The organism is Marinobacter sp. (assembly GCF_035268745.1).
Lineage (GTDB): Bacteria > Pseudomonadota > Gammaproteobacteria > Pseudomonadales > Oleiphilaceae > Marinobacter.
The window spans coordinates 30,295-48,740 of sequence record NZ_DATFKH010000031.1 but is presented as its reverse complement, the minus strand read 5'-3'; the positions used below and the strand labels follow the sequence as shown (position 1 = coordinate 48,740).

General features: G+C 58.2%; 17 protein-coding genes. 5 read left to right on the top strand and 12 right to left on the bottom strand.

What is annotated here, in order from left to right; translation table 11 throughout:
- Positions 1-14: 14 nt before the first annotated feature.
- The 3 genes from VJ956_RS02160 to VJ956_RS02150 are packed head-to-tail and all read right to left on the bottom strand — an operon-like array spanning position 15 to position 2,462.
- Complete coding sequence (locus VJ956_RS02160; RefSeq protein WP_324081124.1) at positions 15-854, bottom strand: thymidylate synthase; 840 nt, start codon at positions 852-854, stop codon at positions 15-17.
- Entirely contained in the window at positions 851-1,639 is a 789-nt protein-coding gene (gene lgt / locus VJ956_RS02155; protein WP_324081122.1) for a prolipoprotein diacylglyceryl transferase, read from the bottom strand. The genes VJ956_RS02160 and lgt overlap by 4 nt, the downstream gene beginning before the upstream one ends.
- A 28-nt stretch (positions 1,640-1,667) precedes the next feature.
- Entirely contained in the window at positions 1,668-2,462 is a 795-nt protein-coding gene (locus tag VJ956_RS02150) for a sulfite exporter TauE/SafE family protein (RefSeq protein WP_324081120.1), read from the bottom strand.
- Positions 2,463-2,572: 110 nt separating this feature from the next.
- Here VJ956_RS02150 and VJ956_RS02145 point away from each other — a divergent pair, with 110 nt between their 5' ends.
- From VJ956_RS02145 to dxs, 4 genes are all read left to right on the top strand, one after another.
- Positions 2,573-3,358, top strand: a complete 786-nt coding sequence (locus VJ956_RS02145) for an NRDE family protein (RefSeq protein ID WP_324081118.1) — start codon at positions 2,573-2,575, stop codon at positions 3,356-3,358.
- Between the two features lie 47 nt (positions 3,359-3,405).
- Positions 3,406-3,660: an exodeoxyribonuclease VII small subunit gene (locus tag VJ956_RS02140; protein WP_324081116.1), complete on the top strand. Its 255-nt coding sequence runs from the start codon at positions 3,406-3,408 to the stop codon at positions 3,658-3,660.
- Positions 3,660-4,547 carry a (2E,6E)-farnesyl diphosphate synthase gene (gene ispA / locus VJ956_RS02135; RefSeq protein WP_324081114.1) on the top strand — a complete coding sequence of 296 codons (888 nt, stop codon included), beginning with the start codon at positions 3,660-3,662 and terminating at the stop codon, positions 4,545-4,547. Before VJ956_RS02140 ends, ispA begins: the two co-directional genes overlap by 1 nt.
- A gap of 135 nt (positions 4,548-4,682) precedes the next feature.
- Positions 4,683-6,617: a 1-deoxy-D-xylulose-5-phosphate synthase gene (gene dxs / locus VJ956_RS02130; protein ID WP_324081112.1), complete on the top strand. Its 1,935-nt coding sequence runs from the start codon at positions 4,683-4,685 to the stop codon at positions 6,615-6,617.
- Positions 6,618-6,659: 42 nt separating this feature from the next.
- On the opposite strand, the gene ribA is transcribed toward dxs, so the two are convergent.
- From ribA to VJ956_RS02100, 6 genes are all read right to left on the bottom strand, one after another.
- Positions 6,660-7,274 (bottom strand): GTP cyclohydrolase II, encoded by a 615-nt coding sequence (gene ribA, locus VJ956_RS02125; RefSeq protein WP_324081110.1) that lies wholly within the window; start codon positions 7,272-7,274, stop codon positions 6,660-6,662.
- A 108-nt stretch (positions 7,275-7,382) separates the two neighbouring features.
- Positions 7,383-7,871 (bottom strand): cyclic pyranopterin monophosphate synthase MoaC, encoded by a 489-nt coding sequence (gene moaC, locus VJ956_RS02120; RefSeq protein ID WP_324081108.1) that lies wholly within the window; start codon positions 7,869-7,871, stop codon positions 7,383-7,385.
- 15 nt (positions 7,872-7,886) lie between these two features.
- Positions 7,887-8,861, bottom strand: coding sequence for a Nudix family hydrolase (locus VJ956_RS02115; RefSeq protein WP_324081106.1), 975 nt, complete (start codon positions 8,859-8,861; stop codon positions 7,887-7,889).
- 2 nt (positions 8,862-8,863) lie between these two features.
- A complete protein-coding gene (gene argJ, locus VJ956_RS02110) occupies positions 8,864-10,081 on the bottom strand; it encodes a bifunctional glutamate N-acetyltransferase/amino-acid acetyltransferase ArgJ (protein ID WP_324081104.1) in 1,218 nt (405 codons plus the stop codon).
- Between the two features lie 122 nt (positions 10,082-10,203).
- Positions 10,204-12,957, bottom strand: a complete 2,754-nt coding sequence (gene secA / locus VJ956_RS02105) for a preprotein translocase subunit SecA (protein ID WP_324081102.1) — start codon at positions 12,955-12,957, stop codon at positions 10,204-10,206.
- 154 nt (positions 12,958-13,111) lie between these two features.
- Positions 13,112-14,047 (bottom strand): M23 family metallopeptidase, encoded by a 936-nt coding sequence (locus VJ956_RS02100; RefSeq protein ID WP_324081100.1) that lies wholly within the window; start codon positions 14,045-14,047, stop codon positions 13,112-13,114.
- A gap of 313 nt (positions 14,048-14,360) precedes the next feature.
- Between VJ956_RS02100 and VJ956_RS02095 the strand changes: the two genes are divergently transcribed.
- Positions 14,361-14,807: a DciA family protein gene (locus VJ956_RS02095; RefSeq protein ID WP_324081098.1), complete on the top strand. Its 447-nt coding sequence runs from the start codon at positions 14,361-14,363 to the stop codon at positions 14,805-14,807.
- An 11-nt stretch (positions 14,808-14,818) separates the two neighbouring features.
- Here the strand turns inward: VJ956_RS02095 and lpxC are convergent, their stop codons facing one another.
- The 3 genes from lpxC to ftsA form a co-directional block, all read right to left on the bottom strand.
- Positions 14,819-15,733 (bottom strand): UDP-3-O-acyl-N-acetylglucosamine deacetylase, encoded by a 915-nt coding sequence (gene lpxC, locus VJ956_RS02090; RefSeq protein WP_324081096.1) that lies wholly within the window; start codon positions 15,731-15,733, stop codon positions 14,819-14,821.
- Between the two features lie 196 nt (positions 15,734-15,929).
- The gene (gene ftsZ / locus VJ956_RS02085) at positions 15,930-17,087 is read right to left on the bottom strand and encodes a cell division protein FtsZ (protein ID WP_324081094.1); all 1,158 of its coding nucleotides are present in this window, start codon (positions 17,085-17,087) and stop codon (positions 15,930-15,932) included.
- Between the two features lie 98 nt (positions 17,088-17,185).
- Positions 17,186-18,421 (bottom strand): cell division protein FtsA, encoded by a 1,236-nt coding sequence (gene ftsA, locus VJ956_RS02080; protein WP_324081092.1) that lies wholly within the window; start codon positions 18,419-18,421, stop codon positions 17,186-17,188.
- Positions 18,422-18,446: the final 25 nt, after the last annotated feature.

Below are 18,446 nucleotides of genomic sequence, written 5' to 3'. Positions count from 1 at the left end.
GCGGCTAACCAAGGCTATATAGCAATAGGCGCCTTAATTCCAGGATAAGGCTCATAGCCCTCAAACTCGAAATCCTCAAGCTCATACTCAAAAATACTCGCGGGCTTACGCTTGATGACCAGATTCGGCAATGGCCGGGGCTCACGTTTCAACTGCTCGAAGACAATCTCGTCGGTCAGGTGGTTCTGGTAGAGATGGCAATCACCGAAGGTATGAACAAATTCCCCGACGTCCAGATCGCATTGTTGGGCGATCATATGGGTAAGCAAGGCGTAGGAGGCAATGTTGAACGGTACGCCGAGGAACAGATCCGCGCTGCGCTGGTAGAGCTGACAGGATAGCCTGCCGTCGGCGACATAGAACTGGAACAGGCAGTGACAGGGAGCCAGGGCCATGCGGCCTTCGCGGACGTTGTCCCGGGGGCCGACGGATTCGTCCGGGAGTTCGGCCGGGTTCCAGGCGGAGACGATCAGGCGTCTTGAGTTCGGCTTGCTCCGGATCTGCTCTATCACCTGGCTGATCTGATCAATCGTCTCACCGTTCGGACACTGCCAGCTTCGCCACTGTTTGCCGTAGATCGGTCCGAGATCGCCGTTTTCCAATGCCCATTCGTTCCAGATGGAAACCTTGCGCTGTTTCAGCCAGTTGTTATCGGTCGAGCCGCGCAAAAACCACAGCAGTTCGAAGATGATACTCCGCAGGTGGATTTTCTTGGTGGTTACCAGCGGAAAGCCCTGCTGGAGATCAAACCGCAGTTGTCGGCCAAACACCGAGCGGGTGCCTACGCCGGTGCGGTCGCCTTTGTTGAAACCGTTGTCGACTACGTCCTGCATCAGGTCAAGATAGGCTTTCATTCGGCGTTTCTCCGATAGGCAATCAACATCAGCGCGGCGCCGGCCACGATCATCGGGAAGGATAACACCTGCCCCATGGTCAGCCAGTCAAAGGCAAGGTATCCAAGCTGTGCATCAGGCTGCCGGAAAAATTCCACCAGGAAGCGGAAGCTACCGTAGCCCAGCAGGAACAGACCGGACACGGCCATTCGGGGGCGCGGCTTTGCCGAGAACAGCCAGAGAATCACAAACAGTGCGACGCCTTCCAGGGCAAACTGATAGAGCTGGGATGGATGGCGGGCAAGGGAATCCGGTGCCGTGCGGAATACCATGCCCCAGGCTACATCCGTGGGCTTGCCCCAGAGTTCACCATTGATGAAGTTGCCAATCCGACCAGCACCCAGGCCGACCGGCACCAGCGGCGCAACGAAGTCGGCAAGCTGCCAGAAGCCACGCTCAATTTTTCGACCGTACCACCACATGGCGAAAATAACGCCCAGCAGGCCACCGTGGAACGCCATACCGCCTTCCCACACCCGGAACAGCCAGAGCGGGTCGGCAAGAAAGGCGTCAAAATTGTAAAACACCACGTAACCGAAGCGCCCACCCAGAATCACCCCCAGCGCCAGATAGAACAGCAGGTCGCCCATCTGAACTTCGGTAACCGGGGACCATGGCTTACGGGCCCTCAGCCTGCCCAGCCACCAGCCCGCCAGAAAACCCACCAGATAGGTCAACCCGTACCAGTGGATTTTCAGCGGCCCCAGGGATATGGCGACTGGATCAATCTGCGGGTGCTGCAACATCGATAACTCCAGAATCAGCAATAAAGAATCAGGTCAGAAAACGAATGCCCACGATAATCAGAAAAATGGCAAAAATCTTTTTCAGCAGACGGGCATCCAGCCGGTGTGCAAGATTCGCCCCGACCCGGGCAAAAAACACACTGGCGAGTACGATACCGGCAAATGCCGGCAGATAAACGAAGCCAACGCTCAGGTCTGGCAAATCGGGATGATTCCAGCCGGTGCCGATGTTGGTAAGCGCACCCGCCAGGGCAATGGGGAACCCGCAGGCGGCCGAAGTTCCTACCGCACTCTGCATCCGCAGGTTGCACCAGCTCAGAAAAGGCACAGTCAAGGTGCCACCGCCAATACCGAAAATGGCCGACGCCCCCCCGATGCCGGCACCGGCAGCAGTCAGTCCGGGCTTGCCAGGCACTTCGCGACCCGGTCTGGGATTGACCTCCAGCATCATTTTCAACGCCACCAGAATAACAAAAACGCCGATGAGCAGTTGCAGCGCGGCGCCGGAAAGCATTGACGCTGTGACAGCTCCGATCACCGCGCCGATTACAATGCCGACGACCATGGATCGCACAATATCCCAGCGAACCGCCTGGTGCAGGTGGTGTGAGCGGATCGAGCTGATGGAGGTGAATACAATGGTGGCCAGTGATGTTCCCACAGCCAGGTGGGCAGCAATCTCGGCACTGACGCCCTGAAGACCAAAACTGAAAATGAGCACCGGGACGATCACCAGCCCGCCACCGATACCAAAAAGACCGGCAATGGTTCCAGCGAAGGCGCCAAGGGCGAGGTAGAGCGCGACAAGGGGAATCAGCGTCATTTTTCAGGCCACACGCAGTCTATAACAGAGGCTGGTATGATACACACCGTTGCGCTTTTGTTCACTGGCCGGTTCAGTCAGCTTTTGACGGATCCTAGGAGCGGATTTTTATGTGCCTGATCGTTTTTTCTGTTAACCAGCACCCGCATTTTCCCCTGGTGGTGGCCGCCAACCGTGACGAATTTTTCCGGCGACCGACTGCAGCCATGGACTGGTGGCAAAGCGGGGTCGCCGGGGAGGAAGTTCTGGCCGGACGGGACCTGCTGTCTGGCGGCACCTGGCTGGCAGTCAGCGGTGATGGCGTGGTGTCTGCCGTGACCAATGTCAGAGAGAGCGGTGAGGCTGATGCCGCCAGATCGCGGGGAGAGCTGCCGTTACTGGCACAAAGACACCAACCTGAGGCACTGACCGGAATCCTGTTACCCGACCGTGACCATTACGCCGGCTTTAATCTGGTGCGCGTGGATTCCGGCGGCGGATGGTATTTCAGCAACCGCGATACCCACCCGGGCCGGCAGATTCACCGGGGTATTTTCGGCCTCAGCAATCATCTGCTGCAGACCCCCTGGCCCAAGTTGCTAAGGCTTCGTACTTCAGTCAGCGACCTGCTTCGCGACACGCCTGCCGGGCATGTGGACCAGTTGCACGAGACCCTGATCGGGCAGCTCCAGGACACCACGCCCGCCCCGGACCGGCAATTGCCAGACACCGGAGTCGGTATCGAAACCGAGCGCTTCCTGTCCTCCCCGTTTATCAACGGGGAAGAATACGGAACCCGGGCAACCACGATTGTCAGCGTAGGCCAGACCGGAGAAATTCTGGTCACCGAGCAGAGCTATGGCCCGAACGCCGAAAAATCGGAACGCCGGCAGTTTCGCTGGCAGCGAACCGGCTGAAGCTTTGATATAATTCGCCAAAATCCGCGAACAACCGGAGGCCCCGTATGGCCGCTGAAAAAAGTAGTTCGTCCCTTACCGACTTTGAAAAATCACTGGATGAACTGGAAAAGCTGGTCAATGATCTTGAACGGGGCGAGCTATCCCTTGAACAGTCTCTGACGGCCTTTGAGCGCGGCGTGAAACTGACCCGTGAGTGCCAGCAGGCTCTGAAAACCGCCGAGCAGCGGGTTGATCAACTGGTCGAAAACAGCGACGGAACACTGGAGACCAGGCCATTCACGCCTGACGACTCTGCCTGATGGATCCTGTTACCACCTTTCTTGAGCAATGCCGTACTGACGTTGATACCACGTTGGCCGCTCGTCTGGCGGTTTCGGAGGCTGGCTCGACCAGGCTTCTGGATGCCATGAAATACAGCGTTCTGGGCGGCGGCAAACGGGTTCGCCCGGCCCTGTGCCTAGCCGCCGCCGTAGCGGTGGGTCAGTCCGGGGAGGCGGCCATTGTGCCTGCCTGCGCCACCGAGCTGATCCACGCCTACTCGCTTATTCACGATGATCTGCCCGCCATGGATAACGACGAGTTGCGCCGCGGCAGACCGACGACCCACATTGCATTTGATGAAGCCACCGCGATTCTTGCCGGCGATGCACTGCAGACCCTGGCCTTTGACTGGCTTGCAGACGCGCCGATGGTGGACGACCAGACCCGGCTTGCCATGGTCCGGGAACTTGCAAAGGGCAGCGGGCATCTGGGCATGGTAGGCGGACAGGCCATCGATCTGGAATCGGTCGGCAAGCACCTGTCGATTGAGCACCTGGAATCCATGCACCGGCACAAAACCGGCGCGCTGATCGTGGCGGCGGTCCGGATCGGCGCCCTGACTGCGCCGGACCTGGATCCGGGGCAGATCAGCGCACTGACCGACTACGCCCGCACCCTGGGTCTGGCGTTTCAGGTGCAGGACGACCTGCTCGATATTGAGGGCGACACCACAGTCATCGGCAAACCCCAGGGATCGGATCAGGCGCGGGGCAAGCCCACCTACCCGTCATTGATGGGCGTTGAACAGGCCCGCCAGTATCTGGCCGGATTGCTCAGCAACGCCCTGACCAGCCTGGACTCCTTTGGCAGTGAGGCTGACACGCTGAGGGCAATGGCGGATTATGTGGTTGGCCGCACGTATTAAATTCGCGCCTTGATAGTCAGCCAGCCAGACGCGCACACTGTGAGGGACGGAAGATCGTCACGGGCATGAAATAATTACCCTCCATCCCTTATAATAGAAGTCAAATTCAGAAACATCCGACAAAGACACGAGTAGATGCACGAACCCTATACCTTCAAGGAAATCCCGTCCCGGCGGCCCAACACGCCTTTGCTGGACCGGATCGACACCCCGATCCAGCTCCGCGAGCTGCAAGCGGACCAGTTGACCCAACTGGCCCGGGAGTTGCGCGCGTACCTGCTCTGGACCGTCGGCCAGACCGGAGGTCATTTTGGCGCCGGGCTCGGTGTTCTGGAACTGACGGTGGCTCTGCACTATGTGTTCAATACGCCTGAAGACCGCCTGGTCTGGGACGTGGGCCATCAGGCCTATCCCCACAAGATTCTTACGGGTCGCCGCAACCGCATGGACAGCATCCGGCGCAAGGGTGGCCTGGCAGGCTTCCCCAAAAGAGCCGAAAGCGAATTCGACACCTTCGGCGTGGGTCATTCCAGCACCTCCATCAGCGCGGCACTGGGCATGGCGATTGCCTCCCGGATACAGAAAACCGGCCGTAAAAGCATTGCCGTGATTGGTGACGGCGCGATGACCGCCGGTATGGCGTTTGAGGCGCTTAATCATGCCGGACACCTGCACGCGGACATGCTGGTGATTCTCAATGACAACGATATGTCCATTTCCCGCAACGTGGGTGGCCTGAACAACTATTTTGCCAAACTGCTGGCCAGCCGCACCTACAACCAGGTCCGGGACAGCAGCAAGAAAGTGCTGCAGGGCACGCCCAACCTGATGGCGCTGGCGCGAAAAACCGAAGAACACTTCAAGGGCATGATCTCTCCGGGCACATTATTTGAAGAGCTGGGGTTTAACTACATCGGCCCCATTGACGGCCATGATTTGCCATTGCTGCTGGAAACCCTGGAGAACATCCGCGAACTGGACGGTCCCCAGTTCCTGCACGTGGTGACCACCAAAGGCAGGGGATTCGCCCCTGCAGAAGCGGACCCGATTGGTTACCATGCCATCAACAAGATTGAACCGGTGCCCCCTTCCCGGCCCGAGCCGGTCCAGCCGAAACCGTCAAAGCCCAAATATGCCAATGTTTTCGGGCAGTGGCTATGTGACGCAGCTGAAGCCGACGAGCGGGTTGTGGGCATCACTCCGGCCATGTGCGAAGGCTCGGACCTTCTGGCGTTCTCCCAGCGCTTCCCGGAGCGGTACTTCGACGTCGCCATTGCCGAGCAGCATTCGGTCACCCTGGCGGCCGGGCTGGCCTGCGATGGAGCCAAACCGGTTGTTGCGATCTACTCAACCTTTCTGCAGCGGGCCTACGATCAGCTGATCCACGATGTCGCAATCCAGAACCTGGATGTATTGTTTGCGATCGACCGGGCCGGACTGGTCGGTGAAGACGGCCCCACCCACGCAGGTGCTTTCGATATCACCTACCTGCGCTGCGTTCCCAATATGATCGTGATGACGCCCTCTGACGAGAACGAGACCCGGCAACTGCTTCACACCGGCATGCTGCATAGCGGCCCGGCTTCAGTCCGCTATCCCCGGGGGACTGGCCCGGGCGCAGAGATAAAGGCCGAACTGGCTGCTCTGCCCATTGGCAGGGGACGCCGGGTGAGAGAAGGCTCGGGCATTGCAATCCTGAATTTTGGTACACTGCTTGCGCCCGCATTGGAGGCGGCTGAAGCCCTGGGTGCAACGGTAACAGACATGCGCTTCGTCAAACCCCTGGATCAGGAGCTGATCCTCACGCTTGCCGAGGAACATGACCTTCTGGTCACGCTTGAAGAAAATGCAATAGCCGGCGGGGCTGGCAGTGCGGTTACCGAACTGCTCAATAGCCGGAACGTGTTGCAGCCCATACTGCAACTGGGCCTGCCTGATACCTTTGTTGACCACGGCAAGCACGCACAACTGCTGTCGGAGGTGGGCCTGGACGCGGAGGGCATTCTGCGGGCAATCGAAAAAAGGTGGGCGCTTACCAAGCCGACTGATCTTCTGGCTGCCGTAAAATAAGCCGCAGCCAGAGTGGCACCTGCGCCATCAGGACGCCGGACATCAGATAGTCAGGTCGTCGTCCTGATGGGTCTCGAACCAGTGCCCCAGCTTGCTCTGCTTGGTATTCAGATAATGCTCGTTGTGGGGGTTGCGCCCGACGTGCAGCGGCACTCGCTCCGCAATATCTATGCCCAGTGCTGTCAGGGCGTCCACCTTCCGCGGATTGTTGGTCATCAGCCTCAGACTGCTGATGCCCAGGTGGGACAACATGTCGCGGCACATCGCGTAATCCCGCAGATCTGCCGCAAAACCGAGTTGCTCGTTTGCCTCGACCGTATCTGCCCCCCGGTCCTGCAGGTTATAGGCGCGAATCTTGTTCAGCAGGCCTATACCACGTCCTTCCTGGCGCAGATACATCAGGATACCCCGACCCTCCCGGGCAATACTTCTCAACGCTTCCTCAAGCTGGTAGCCACAATCACAGCGCATACTGTAAAGCGCGTCGCCCGTCAGACATTCAGAGTGTGTCCGGGCCAGCATGGGTTCCGGGCTGTCAAGCTCACCCAGGGTCAGGGCAATATGCTCTTTGCCGGTATCCGGCTCTTCAAAGCCATGCATGTCAAAAACACCAAACGGCGTTGGAAGACGGCAGGTCTCGACATAACGAACAGCCACACTATTTCCTCGTGGTTCGGTCAAACGGGCCACGCATTCTATCACGGGGCCGTCTTGCTGGCGTAGTCTGGGCACTGACCTCTCCTGCTGAGTGGGTTACCGAGACAGTTACGCTGATCCTTCAGAAGCAGACCAGTGCCCACTGCGACCGCCTCTTTTCTCGAGCAGGCGAATACCATCAATGACCATGCCCCGATCAACCGCCTTGCACATATCGTAGAGCGTCAGTGCCGCCACGCTTACCGCCGTCAGCGCTTCCATTTCGACACCGGTCCGGCCGGAAAGCCGGCATCGGGACAGCACCGTGACACTCTGGCCGTCCGCCCCCGGGGTCAGCTCCACCTTTACCGACGAAAGATTGAGCGAATGGCAAAGCGGAATCAGATCGTGGGTCTTTTTGGCGGCCATAATGCCGGCAATCCTGGCGACAGCCAGCACATCACCCTTGGGGTGTTCACCCTCAATGATCATCGCCAGGGTCCGGGGTGCCATTCTTATCACGCCCTCGGCCCGGGCCTCGCGCTCGGTTACCGCTTTGTCGCCCACATCCACCATGCGGGCTTCGCCTTTGTCGTCCAGATGTGTCAGCTTACTCATGTCATTCTCCGAATTTCATTGTTTGGGCACGGCTGCAGGCCACCAGAAGCCGATACCCGCCACGCCCTGCGCCCCGGACGTTATCATGGCATGCTCGTCAGCCCTGCCCAGGCCGCCAAGGCCATAAACCACGACCGGGGCAGTGGAAACCAGAGCACGAAATCTGTCACACCCCAGTGGCGCCGCACCGGGATGCGAATCCGTCAATTTCACCGGGCCCAGGGTGATAAAATCGGCTTCGAGCCGGATCGCGTGCTGAATTTCCTCGGCATTGTGGCAGGAAACAGCCAGCAGATAGCGGCCATCAATCGGGCGACGGCTGTAACGCCTGGCCTCGCGCCAGGGCATGTGCAGACCGGCCGCCTGCGGAAATTCGTGCAGCCATTGCAACGCGCCGTGAAGCATCCACTGTACGCCGGCGTTCCAGTCCGCCGGTCTGATCGCACCGGCCACCAGTTCATGGTAAGACTCCTGATCCAGCTCCGGGGCGCGCAGAAGGCACAGACTCAGATTGCTACCGGGCAATGAACGTTTCAGTCTTTGCAGGTAATCCTCAGGCCCCGAGGCCTTGCCGGTGATAGCGTAAGATCGTGGCAGGCGCAGTGCCCGAATGATCGGCCGGTTGGCGGCGGGGAAATCTTCGTCTGCAAGTACCAGCGGATTGCGCCATTCGACCTGCTGCCCCTCTTTACCTTCAGGCTCATCATAACGGCTGACGCCCTCCCAGACATCGAGAAACACGCATTTATCACCATAATCATGCCGGATACCGATCAATGGCATAAGTTCCGACACCGGGACACTGAGGCCGGTTTCTTCCCGGATTTCCCGCACCAATGCGTTCTGTACAGTCTCACCCGGTTCGACTTTGCCGCCGGGGAACTCCAGCAGTCCACCCTGATGGACATGATCCGGGCGGCGGGCAATCAGCACCCGGTCGCCCCGGCGGATCACACCCACTGCAACATGGACAAGGGGCTTACCGGCCATGCTCAGGTGCGATATTCCGCGTTAATGGTTACGTAGTCATGGGAAAGGTCGCAGGTCCAGACCCGCTCTGACACCTCACCCCGCCCGAGATCAATATGAATGGTGATTTCCTCCTGGTTCATCATGGCCTGGCCACGTTCCTCACTGTAGTCGTCGGCGCGGCCTCCATTGCGTACCAGACAAACGTCGCCGAGGAAGATGGCCAGCGCCTGCAGGTCCAGTCCCTCGACACCCGCGCGCCCGACAGCGGCCAGGATGCGCCCCCAGTTAGGGTCAGAGGCGAAAAGGGCCGTCTTGACCAGGGGTGAATGGGCTACGGTAAAGGCAACATCCAGGGCTTCCTGAACGGATGCGGCCCGGCTGACCTCGATGGTGACAAACTTGGTAGCGCCCTCGCCGTCACGAACGATGGCGTGGGCCAGTTCCAGATACACCTCCTGCAATGCCGTTTTCAGGTCGTCGGCAAACGGGCTGTCTGCGTCAATTTCCGGCCCGCCATACTGGCCCGTTGCCATCAGCATACAGGCATCGTTGGTGGAGGTGTCACCGTCGATGGTGATGCGGTTGAAAGACCGCTCGCCAAGCTCGGCCGACCACCGGGATAACAGCTCCGGCGCCAGTTTTGCGTCAGTGGCGATGAAGCCGAGCATGGTGGCCATATTGGGACGGATCATGCCTGCACCTTTACTGATTCCGGAAATGTTCACCCGATGCTCGCCCAGATGCAGCTGCCTTGACGCCCCCTTGGCACGGGTATCGGTGGTCATGATGCCGGCGGCGGCGTCTGCCCAGCGGTCCTCGGCGGTGCCTGCCAGAAGCGCCGGCAAAGCGTCGATGATCCTGCCCGCGGGCAGCGGCTCGCCGATGACACCGGTGGAAAAAGGCAGTACGGCCTGTAGTTCGACCCCGGCGTTTTCGGCCAGCGCGGCACAGCAGGCGACAGCGTCTCTCATCCCGGGCTCGCCGGTCCCGGCGTTGGCATTTCCGGTATTGATCAGCAGGAAGCGGGGCTCCGCGGCCTGCAGGTGTCTGCGGCAGAGTTGCACAGGTGCCGCGCAGAACTGGTTCGTCGTAAAGATGCCGGCAACGCGGCTGCCGGGAGCCAGCTCGATAACCACCAGATCCTTGCGGCCCGGCTTTTTAATGCCGGCGCTGACAATGCCGGTTTTCACACCCTTGACCGGAAAAAACTGAGGTAAGGTTCCGGGGCCGACGGCCATGATCATTCTCCTGTACTTGTAAAACGGCACAAAATGAAAAACCCGCAGCCTGAAAAGATCAGATGCGGGCCATTGATTCAGTGTGTCCCAAGCTCATCCTGTGCGGTCAGCTCATCCCGGGGTCAGCTGACCTTGCCATGACACTGCTTGTATTTCTTTCCGGACCCACAGGGACAGGGCTCATTCCGCCCTATCTTGCGACCTTCCCGGACAAAGGTATCGGGCGTGCCCTGGGGCTGCGGCGCTGAGCCGTCCTGCCCGCTCTCTGCGGCTTTTTCAGCAGCGGCGCTGGTTTCATCATGGCGCAGCTTCGCCCGCGCCAGTTCGCGCTCCAGCTCTTCCTTGCGGCGACGCTCAACTTCTTCCATTTCTTCGCGGCTCTGCACCTTCACCCGGGAAATTACCCTTATCACGTCCCGCTTCATGGTATCGAGCATGGTCTCGAACAGGTTGAAAGCCTCGCGCTTGTACTCCTGCTTGGGGTTTTTCTGGGCATAGCCCCGCAGGTGGATACCCCGGCGCAGATGGTCCATGTTCGACAAATGCTCTTTCCAGAGAGTATCGAGAACCTGGAGGAAAACCTGCTTCTCGAACTTACGCATCGGCTCGGAACCGGCGAGTTCCTCCTTGGCCTCGTAGTCTGCGACAACCGCATCCAGAATCCGCTCACGCAGACTTTCCTCGTAGAGCTTTGAGTCTTCATCCAGCCATTGCTGGACTGGCAGATCAATCCCCAGCTCGGACTGAAGCTGGGCCTCCAGGCCCGGGACATCCCATTGCTCAGGCATACTCTGGGGCGGAATAAAGTCGCTGACAAGCTGGTCTACGACATCCTCGCGGATAGTTTTCACCATGTCGGAAATGTCTTCAGACCCCATGACTTCATTGCGCTGATCATAGATAACGGAGCGCTGGTCATTGGCCACATCGTCATATTCCAGCAGCGTTTTCCGCATATCAAAGTTGCGGCCTTCGACCTTACGCTGGGATTTTTCAATGGCGTTGGTCACCATCCGGTGCTCTATGGCCTCGCCCTGTTTCATGCCCATCGCCTGCATCAGGCTCTTGACGCGATCCGGCGCAAAGATCCGCATAAGATTATCTTCCAGCGACAGGAAGAATCTTGAGGAACCGGGATCACCCTGGCGACCCGCCCGTCCACGCAGCTGGTTATCGATGCGCCGCGATTCGTGGCGCTCGGTGCCGATAATATGCAGACCACCGGCCTCCAGAACCTGATTGTGGCGCTCGGTCCATTCAGCCTTGATGCGGGCAACCTCTTCTTCGGAGGGGTTCTCCATGGCCGCCACTTCAAATTCCCAGTTGCCGCCCAGCACAATATCGGTACCACGACCAGCCATATTGGTGGCGATCGTAACAGCACCGGGGCGACCAGCCTGGGCAATGATCTGGGCTTCGCTTTCGTGCTGTTTGGCGTTAAGAATCTTGTGTTCAATCCGGGCCTTTTTCAGCAGCATCGACAGCAGCTCAGACGCTTCGATGGACGCTGTACCGACGAGAATCGGGCGTCCTTCTGCCGTAACATCCTTGATCTCATCGATGATCGCGTGGAACTTTTCTTCCTGGGTCAGATAGATCAGGTCGTTGTAATCGATTCGCTGGATCGGCTTGTTGGGCGGGATGACAACCACGTCCAGACCGTAGATCTGGCGGAATTCAAAGGCCTCGGTATCGGCTGTACCGGTCATGCCGGCAAGCTTGTCATAAAGCCGGAAGTAATTCTGGAAGGTTGTGGATGCCAGAGTCTGGCTTTCGGCCTGAATGCGCACACCTTCTTTGGCCTCAATGGCCTGATGCAGACCTTCGCTCCAGCGCCGTCCCGGCATGGTTCGACCGGTGTGCTCGTCAACAATGACTATCTGGTCGCCCTGAATGATGTAGTCAACGTCTTTCTGGAACAGGTGATGGGCGCGAAGTGCCGAGTGCACATGATGCAGCAGACTGAGGTTGGCGGCCGAGTAAAGACTTTCATCCTCACGCAGCAGTTCCATCCCGCGCAGCAGCTCTTCCACGCGCTCGTGGCCCGCTTCCGTGAGCTCAACCTGACGGGTTTTCTCGTCGATCGTGAAATCGCCCTCCGGGTCGCCTTCGTCCTCCGCACTCACCTCGCCTTTTTTAAGCCTGGGCACCAGTTCGTTGATGGCCCGGTAAAGCTTGGAGCTGTCCTCCGCGGCGCCGGAAATGATCAGCGGTGTGCGCGCTTCGTCGATCAGGATGGAATCCACTTCGTCAACAATGGCGAAATGCAGGCTGCGCTGGACCTTGTCTTCCGTGCTGAACGCCATGTTGTCGCGCAGATAGTCAAAACCGAATTCGTTGTTGGTACCGTAGACAACGTCAGCCTGATAAGCGGTGCGTTTTTCTTCCTGCGGCTGACCTGCGACAACCACGCCTACCTGCAGTCCCAGAAACCTGTACAGCTTGCCCATCCACTCTGCGTCGCGACGGGCCAGATAGTCATTGACCGTGACCAGATGAACGCCTTTTCCGGTCAGCGCGTTGAGATAGACTGCGAGAGTGGCCACCAGGGTTTTACCCTCACCGGTTTTCATCTCGGCGATGCGCCCCTCATGCAGGGTAATGCCCCCGACCATCTGCACATCGTAGTGGCGCATGCCCATCACCCGGCGGCTGCCCTCTCTGGCGGTAGCAAACGCCTCCGGCAACAGCTGATCAAGCGTCTCTCCTTCCTCATAGCGACGGCGGAATTCAGCAGACTTTCCTTGCAGTTCGGTGTCGGACAGGTTCCCATAGTCTTCTTCAAGTTCATTAATGCGCAAGACCGTTTTGCGCATACGCTTGATTTCTCGGGCGTTCTTGCTGCCAAACATCTTTGTTGCAAGCTTCGTGAACATAGACCACTGCTTCTTTGATTAATCGGAGGAAGCGGCATTCTAACCTTATTTCACAGGAGTTCAAAAGATAGGACTCAAACAAGCCCTGATGGACCCAACGCTCTGAGAAAGGGGAATGCCGCGGGGCACTGTGGCCCCGGCAGAAATCGACGGATCAGCGGCTGGCGCGGCTGATGTAGGTTTCTGGATTCTTGGACTTGCCGTTTTGCAGTACTTCGAAATGCACGTGAGGTCCGGTCGAGCGACCGGTACTTCCCATGGCGGCAAGTACCTGACCTTTCTGTACCACCTCACCTACCTTTGTTTTCACCGTCTTGGCATGAGCATAGCGGGTAACAAGGCCGTCACCGTGCTCCACTTCGACCAGATTGCCATAACCGTAACGTTCGCCGGCAAAGGTCACCACTCCGGCGGCCACGGAAATAATGTCGCTGCCTTCCCTGCCGGCCAGATCAACGCCATTGTGCCAGGTACGTTTGCCCGTGAAAGGATCGGATCTGTAGCCATACTTTGATGACAGCCAACCCCAGGTGATGGGACGGCCTTCCACGTAACGCTCATGTTCAAGTTTCTTCTGGGACGACACGATATCCAGCATGCGCAGTTGGTGTTCGCGATCCTCGATGCGCTGGGCCAGGGAATCAATCATGTCAGTCAGCTGGGGCGCGGTGAACGAGTCACCATTCAAGTCGTCCTCGGGTCCGCCCACTGCCGCAGGCTGACTGAAGTCGAATTCATCACTGGCAACCACACCGGTCTCGACGAAACGCTGACCCAGTGCGTCGAGGCGCAGCAGGCGCCCCTGCATCTCTCCGAGGCGGAGGGTCAGGGCATCAACCTGCTGACGCACGTTCTGGCGGACCTGTGCAAGTTCCGCTTTCTGGTCGTCAAGCCTCGCCTGCCAGTGAGCGGCGAGCTCTGATTCCGAAGGCTCCTGTACCTGAACCTCACTCAGGGCCATCCGGTACCCTGACCAGACGGAAACTGCCAGCAGTCCGAGCACGAGAAATCCGAGACCTGCTGCCAGCGGCAGATTAAGGTGAAGTGTGCGGGATTTTCCGTGGTTCTTGCCAACCAGAATGATATTCATAGAACCGTCTGATGTCATTGGGAGCGCAACCTTTTCCTGCAGTGTTGCACCCTGAGTTATCTGACCGGCCCCGCCAGGGTATCCGGTACCGGATTGCGGAGATCCTCTCCGACGACTCGATCCCGGGCAGTTATGACCGTGTCCGAAATCGCGTGCGCCATCCTTTGCAACGACTGCATCAGATTGAAGTAGCAGCCGCCCGTAGACAGACCCACGCCGGACAATGTAGAACAAGTGTAATACAGGACACGCTGTTTCACCGTGACCGAGTGTAACCAATCGTAACCCCTGACGTCGAGCTTTACTGATTGATATGAAAAAGAAGAACGACCTGCAACTCACTCCCGACAGCTTCGGCCGGGCCTCGGCGCTGCGCCAGCTGATCGCAAAAGCGGACAAGCATGCGGAAGCAGAACAGCAGGTTATAGCCGCAATGCCGGACAGCCTGGCACAGGGAAGCCGGTTTGTAAGCTGCAATGAGGGCGAGCTCATAATTGCCACGGATACTGCTGCAAAAGCTACCCAGATCCGGTTCCGCCAGCACGATATTATGACAGCAGTCCGGGAATACGAGCTTTTCCGCTTTGTCTGGAAACTGAAAGTAAAGGTGCGGCCAGTGCGTCATGGCGAGCGGCCTTACCGGAGAACCACGCCCCTCAGCAATGAAAATGCCCGGCTCCTCAGAGAGGAAGCCGGGCATACGAAGGATCAGCAGCTACGCGAGATTCTCGAAAAACTCGCAAGCCACGTCAGGGACTAAAGCATCCGGCTTCAGCCCGCCGCCAGCACAGGTTTCATATAGGAAATAGGGGCTGCAGCCTCGTCGTCAAAGGTCACTACTTCCCACGCATCCTCTTCGGCCCTGAGCTTACGTAGCAGCTTGTTATTAAGGTCGTGGCCGGACTTGATGCCACGGAATTCGCCGATCAGACTGTTGCCCAACTGGTAGAGGTCGCCAATGGCGTCCAGTACCTTGTGCTTGACGAATTCATCCTCATAGCGAAGACCATCCTCATTGAGGATCTTGTAGTCGTCAACCACGATGGCGTTATCCACACTACCACCAAGCGCCAGGTTCATGGCGCGCAACTGTTCAATATCACGCATGAAACCGAAGGTGCGGGCCCGGCTGACCTCTTTCACGAAGGACGTACTTGAAAAGTCCACTGTTGCGGTCTGCGCGCGACCTTTGAAGACCGGATGGTCGAAATCAATGCCAAAGCTCACCTTGAAACCCTCGAAGGGCAACAGCGTAGCCACTTTGCCACCTTCTTCCACCGTGACTTCCCGCTTGATGCGGATAAACTTCTTGGCCGCCTCCTGCTCAGCGATACCCGCTGACTGGAGAAGGAACACAAACGGCCCTGCAGAGCCATCCATAATGGGCACTTCCGCGGCGCTCAGTTCCACGTAGCAGTTGTCAATTCCGAGACCAGCCATAGCGGACAACAAATGCTCCACTGTCGCCACCCGGACACCGTCTTTCAACAAGGTCGTTGAAAGCATGGTTTCACCCACGTTTTCCGCCCGCGCCTGGATCTCGACCACAGGGTCCAGATCAGTCCGGCGAAAGACAATTCCGGTCTCTGCGGGCGCGGGTTTCAGGGTCAAATAGACTTTCTCACCCGAGTGAAGGCCGACACCTGTCGCGCGGATGGTGTTTTTGAGTGTCCGTTGTCTGATCATTGATAAATTTTTCCGTCACAAATAAGTGATAAAATCTGGGGCAAAAATCTGCCCGGATAATATCAGAAAGCCAAACTGAATACCATTTAACCAATTTCTTGCACACTATTGGCGCAGGCACTTGCCCGCTGGCCGTTCGCTTGCATACGTCATGCAGGTCAACCGGATTCACTCTGTCTACGATTGCAAGAGTCTATCAATCGGCCTGGCGACGGAGGAATGCGGGAATATCGAGATAGTCGACTCCCTGCTCCTCATTGTCTTTACTGTGATCAATCGCAACATTACCGCGAGCGACGGCGCGACGGCGCAGCACTGCCGGGCGGTCCAGCTGGTTATAATCCGTTGTGCCATCCAGGGTGCGGGAGTTGTCCACCACTTTGGTCGGCTTCTCACGATCACCCCCAAGGCCAGTGGCAACAACCGTCACTTTCAGCTCATCGGTCATTTCCGGATCAATAACGGTTCCTACAACCACGGTGGCAGAGTCGGACGCAAATTCCCGCACAATGTCACCCACCTCGGAGAATTCGCCCAGGTTGAGATCCATGCCAGCGGTAATATTCACCAGAATACCCTTGGCGCCCTGCAGGTTGATATCTTCCAGCAGCGGGCTGCGAACAGCGGCTTCTGCGGCTTCCCGGGCGCGGTTTTCACCAGTGGCGCGGGCGGTACCCATCATGGCGTTGCCCATCTCGGACATCACGGTTTTCACGTCGGCAAAGTCGACGTTGATCATGCCGTTGCGGGTAATCAGATCAGCAATACCCTGAACGGCGCCGAGCAGGACGTCGTTGGCAGAGCCGAAAGCATCCAGCAGACTGGTCTTCTTGCCCATGACCGCAAGCAGCTTCTCGTTGGGAATGGTGATCAGCGAGTCGACGGTTTCCTCGAGTTCCCGCAGACCCGCTTCCGCCACGCTCATACGCTTGCCGCCTTCAAACATGAACGGCTTGGTAACCACGGCCACGGTCAGGATGCCCATTTCGCGCGCCACTTCGGCGACCACAGGCGCAGCACCGGTGCCGGTTCCGCCACCCATGCCAGCGGTTATGAACACCATGTCGGCACCCTTGAGCGCCTCTGCAATTCGGTCGCGATCTTCCAGGGCGGACTGGCGTCCCACTTCCGGATTGGCGCCAGCGCCAAGACCCTTGGTGATATTGCCACCAAGCTGAATGATCTGGCGGGCATCAAGGTCCGTCAACGCCTGGGCGTCGGTGTTGGCGCAGATAAAATCCACGCCCTCGATTTCGCTGTTGAGCATGTGGCGAACGGCATTGCCGCCGCCACCGCCAACTCCCACTACCTTAATGACAGCGCTCTGCTGGACATTATCGACGAGTTCAAACATTTCCCTGCTCCTTACATACTGTTTATCGACTTTGTTTAAAGCCGACATTCGAGATTTTGATTTTCGCGAACCTTCGTTTATTGCTTCATGGTCAACCGTCAGAAATGACCGGCAAACCAACTCTTCATGCGTTCAAACAATGAAGGCGCGTCCTCGCCTTTCATTGCCGGCGCCCTGCCATGATCCATCTGGCGGAAGCCATGGATCAGCAACCCGACGCCGGTAGCGTAAATCGGATTGTTGACCACTTCCGTCATACCGGAGACCGCCTGCGGACAGGCCAGTCTTACCGGCATATGGAAGATTTCCTCGGCCAGCTCCACCACACCTTCCATGGTGGAGGAACCGCCCGTAATCACGACGCCAGCCGGGATCAGATCTTCGAATCCCGAGCGGCGCAATTCTGACTGGACCAGCGTAAACAGTTCTTCGTAGCGGGGTTCGACCACCTCGGCCAGGGCCTGGCGGGAAAGATCCCGTGGTGCCCGGTCGCCGACGCTGGGCACCTTGATGGTTTCGTCTGCTCCGGCCAGTTGAGTCAGTGCGCAGGCGTACTTGATCTTGATCTCTTCAGCGTTCTGGGTCGGCGTGCGCAGCGCCATGGCAATGTCGTTGGTGACCTGATCACCGGCAATCGGTATCACCGCGGTATGGCGGATCGCGCCTCCGGTAAACACCGCAATGTCGGTGGTGCCACCGCCGATATCCACCACGCAGACGCCCAGCTCTTTTTCGTCTTCTGTCAGGATGGCGTGGCTGGAAGCCAGTTGCTCCAGAATGATGTCGTCCACTTCCAGGCCGCAGCGCCTGACACATTTCTCGATGTTCTGGGCGGCATTCACCGCACAGGTCACCAGGTGCACCTTGGCTTCCAGGCGCACACCGGACATGCCCATCGGCTCCTTGATGCCCTCCTGGCTATCAATGACGAACTCCTGGGGCAGAATATGCAGAATCTTCTGATCCGCCGGAATCGCGACGGCCTGGGCCGCATCAATGACCCGGTCGATGTCCGCCTGGGTGACTTCCCGGTCACGGATCGCGACTATGCCGTGAGAGTTCAGACTCTTGATATGGCTGCCGGCAATACCTGCGTATACCGAGTGGATCCGGCAACCCGCCATCAGCTCGGCCTCTTCCACCGCTCGCTGGATGGCCTGGACCGTGGTCTCGATATTCACCACGACACCGCGCTTGAGTCCGCGGGAAGGGTTCGAGCCGATACCCACCACTTCGATGGTCCCGTCCATTTTTCGTTTGCCGACAATCGCAACCACTTTTGAAGTTCCGATGTCGAGGCCGACAATCATGTTTTCCGTTTCACCCGATGACATGCGTACCACCAAACCGTAGGTCTGA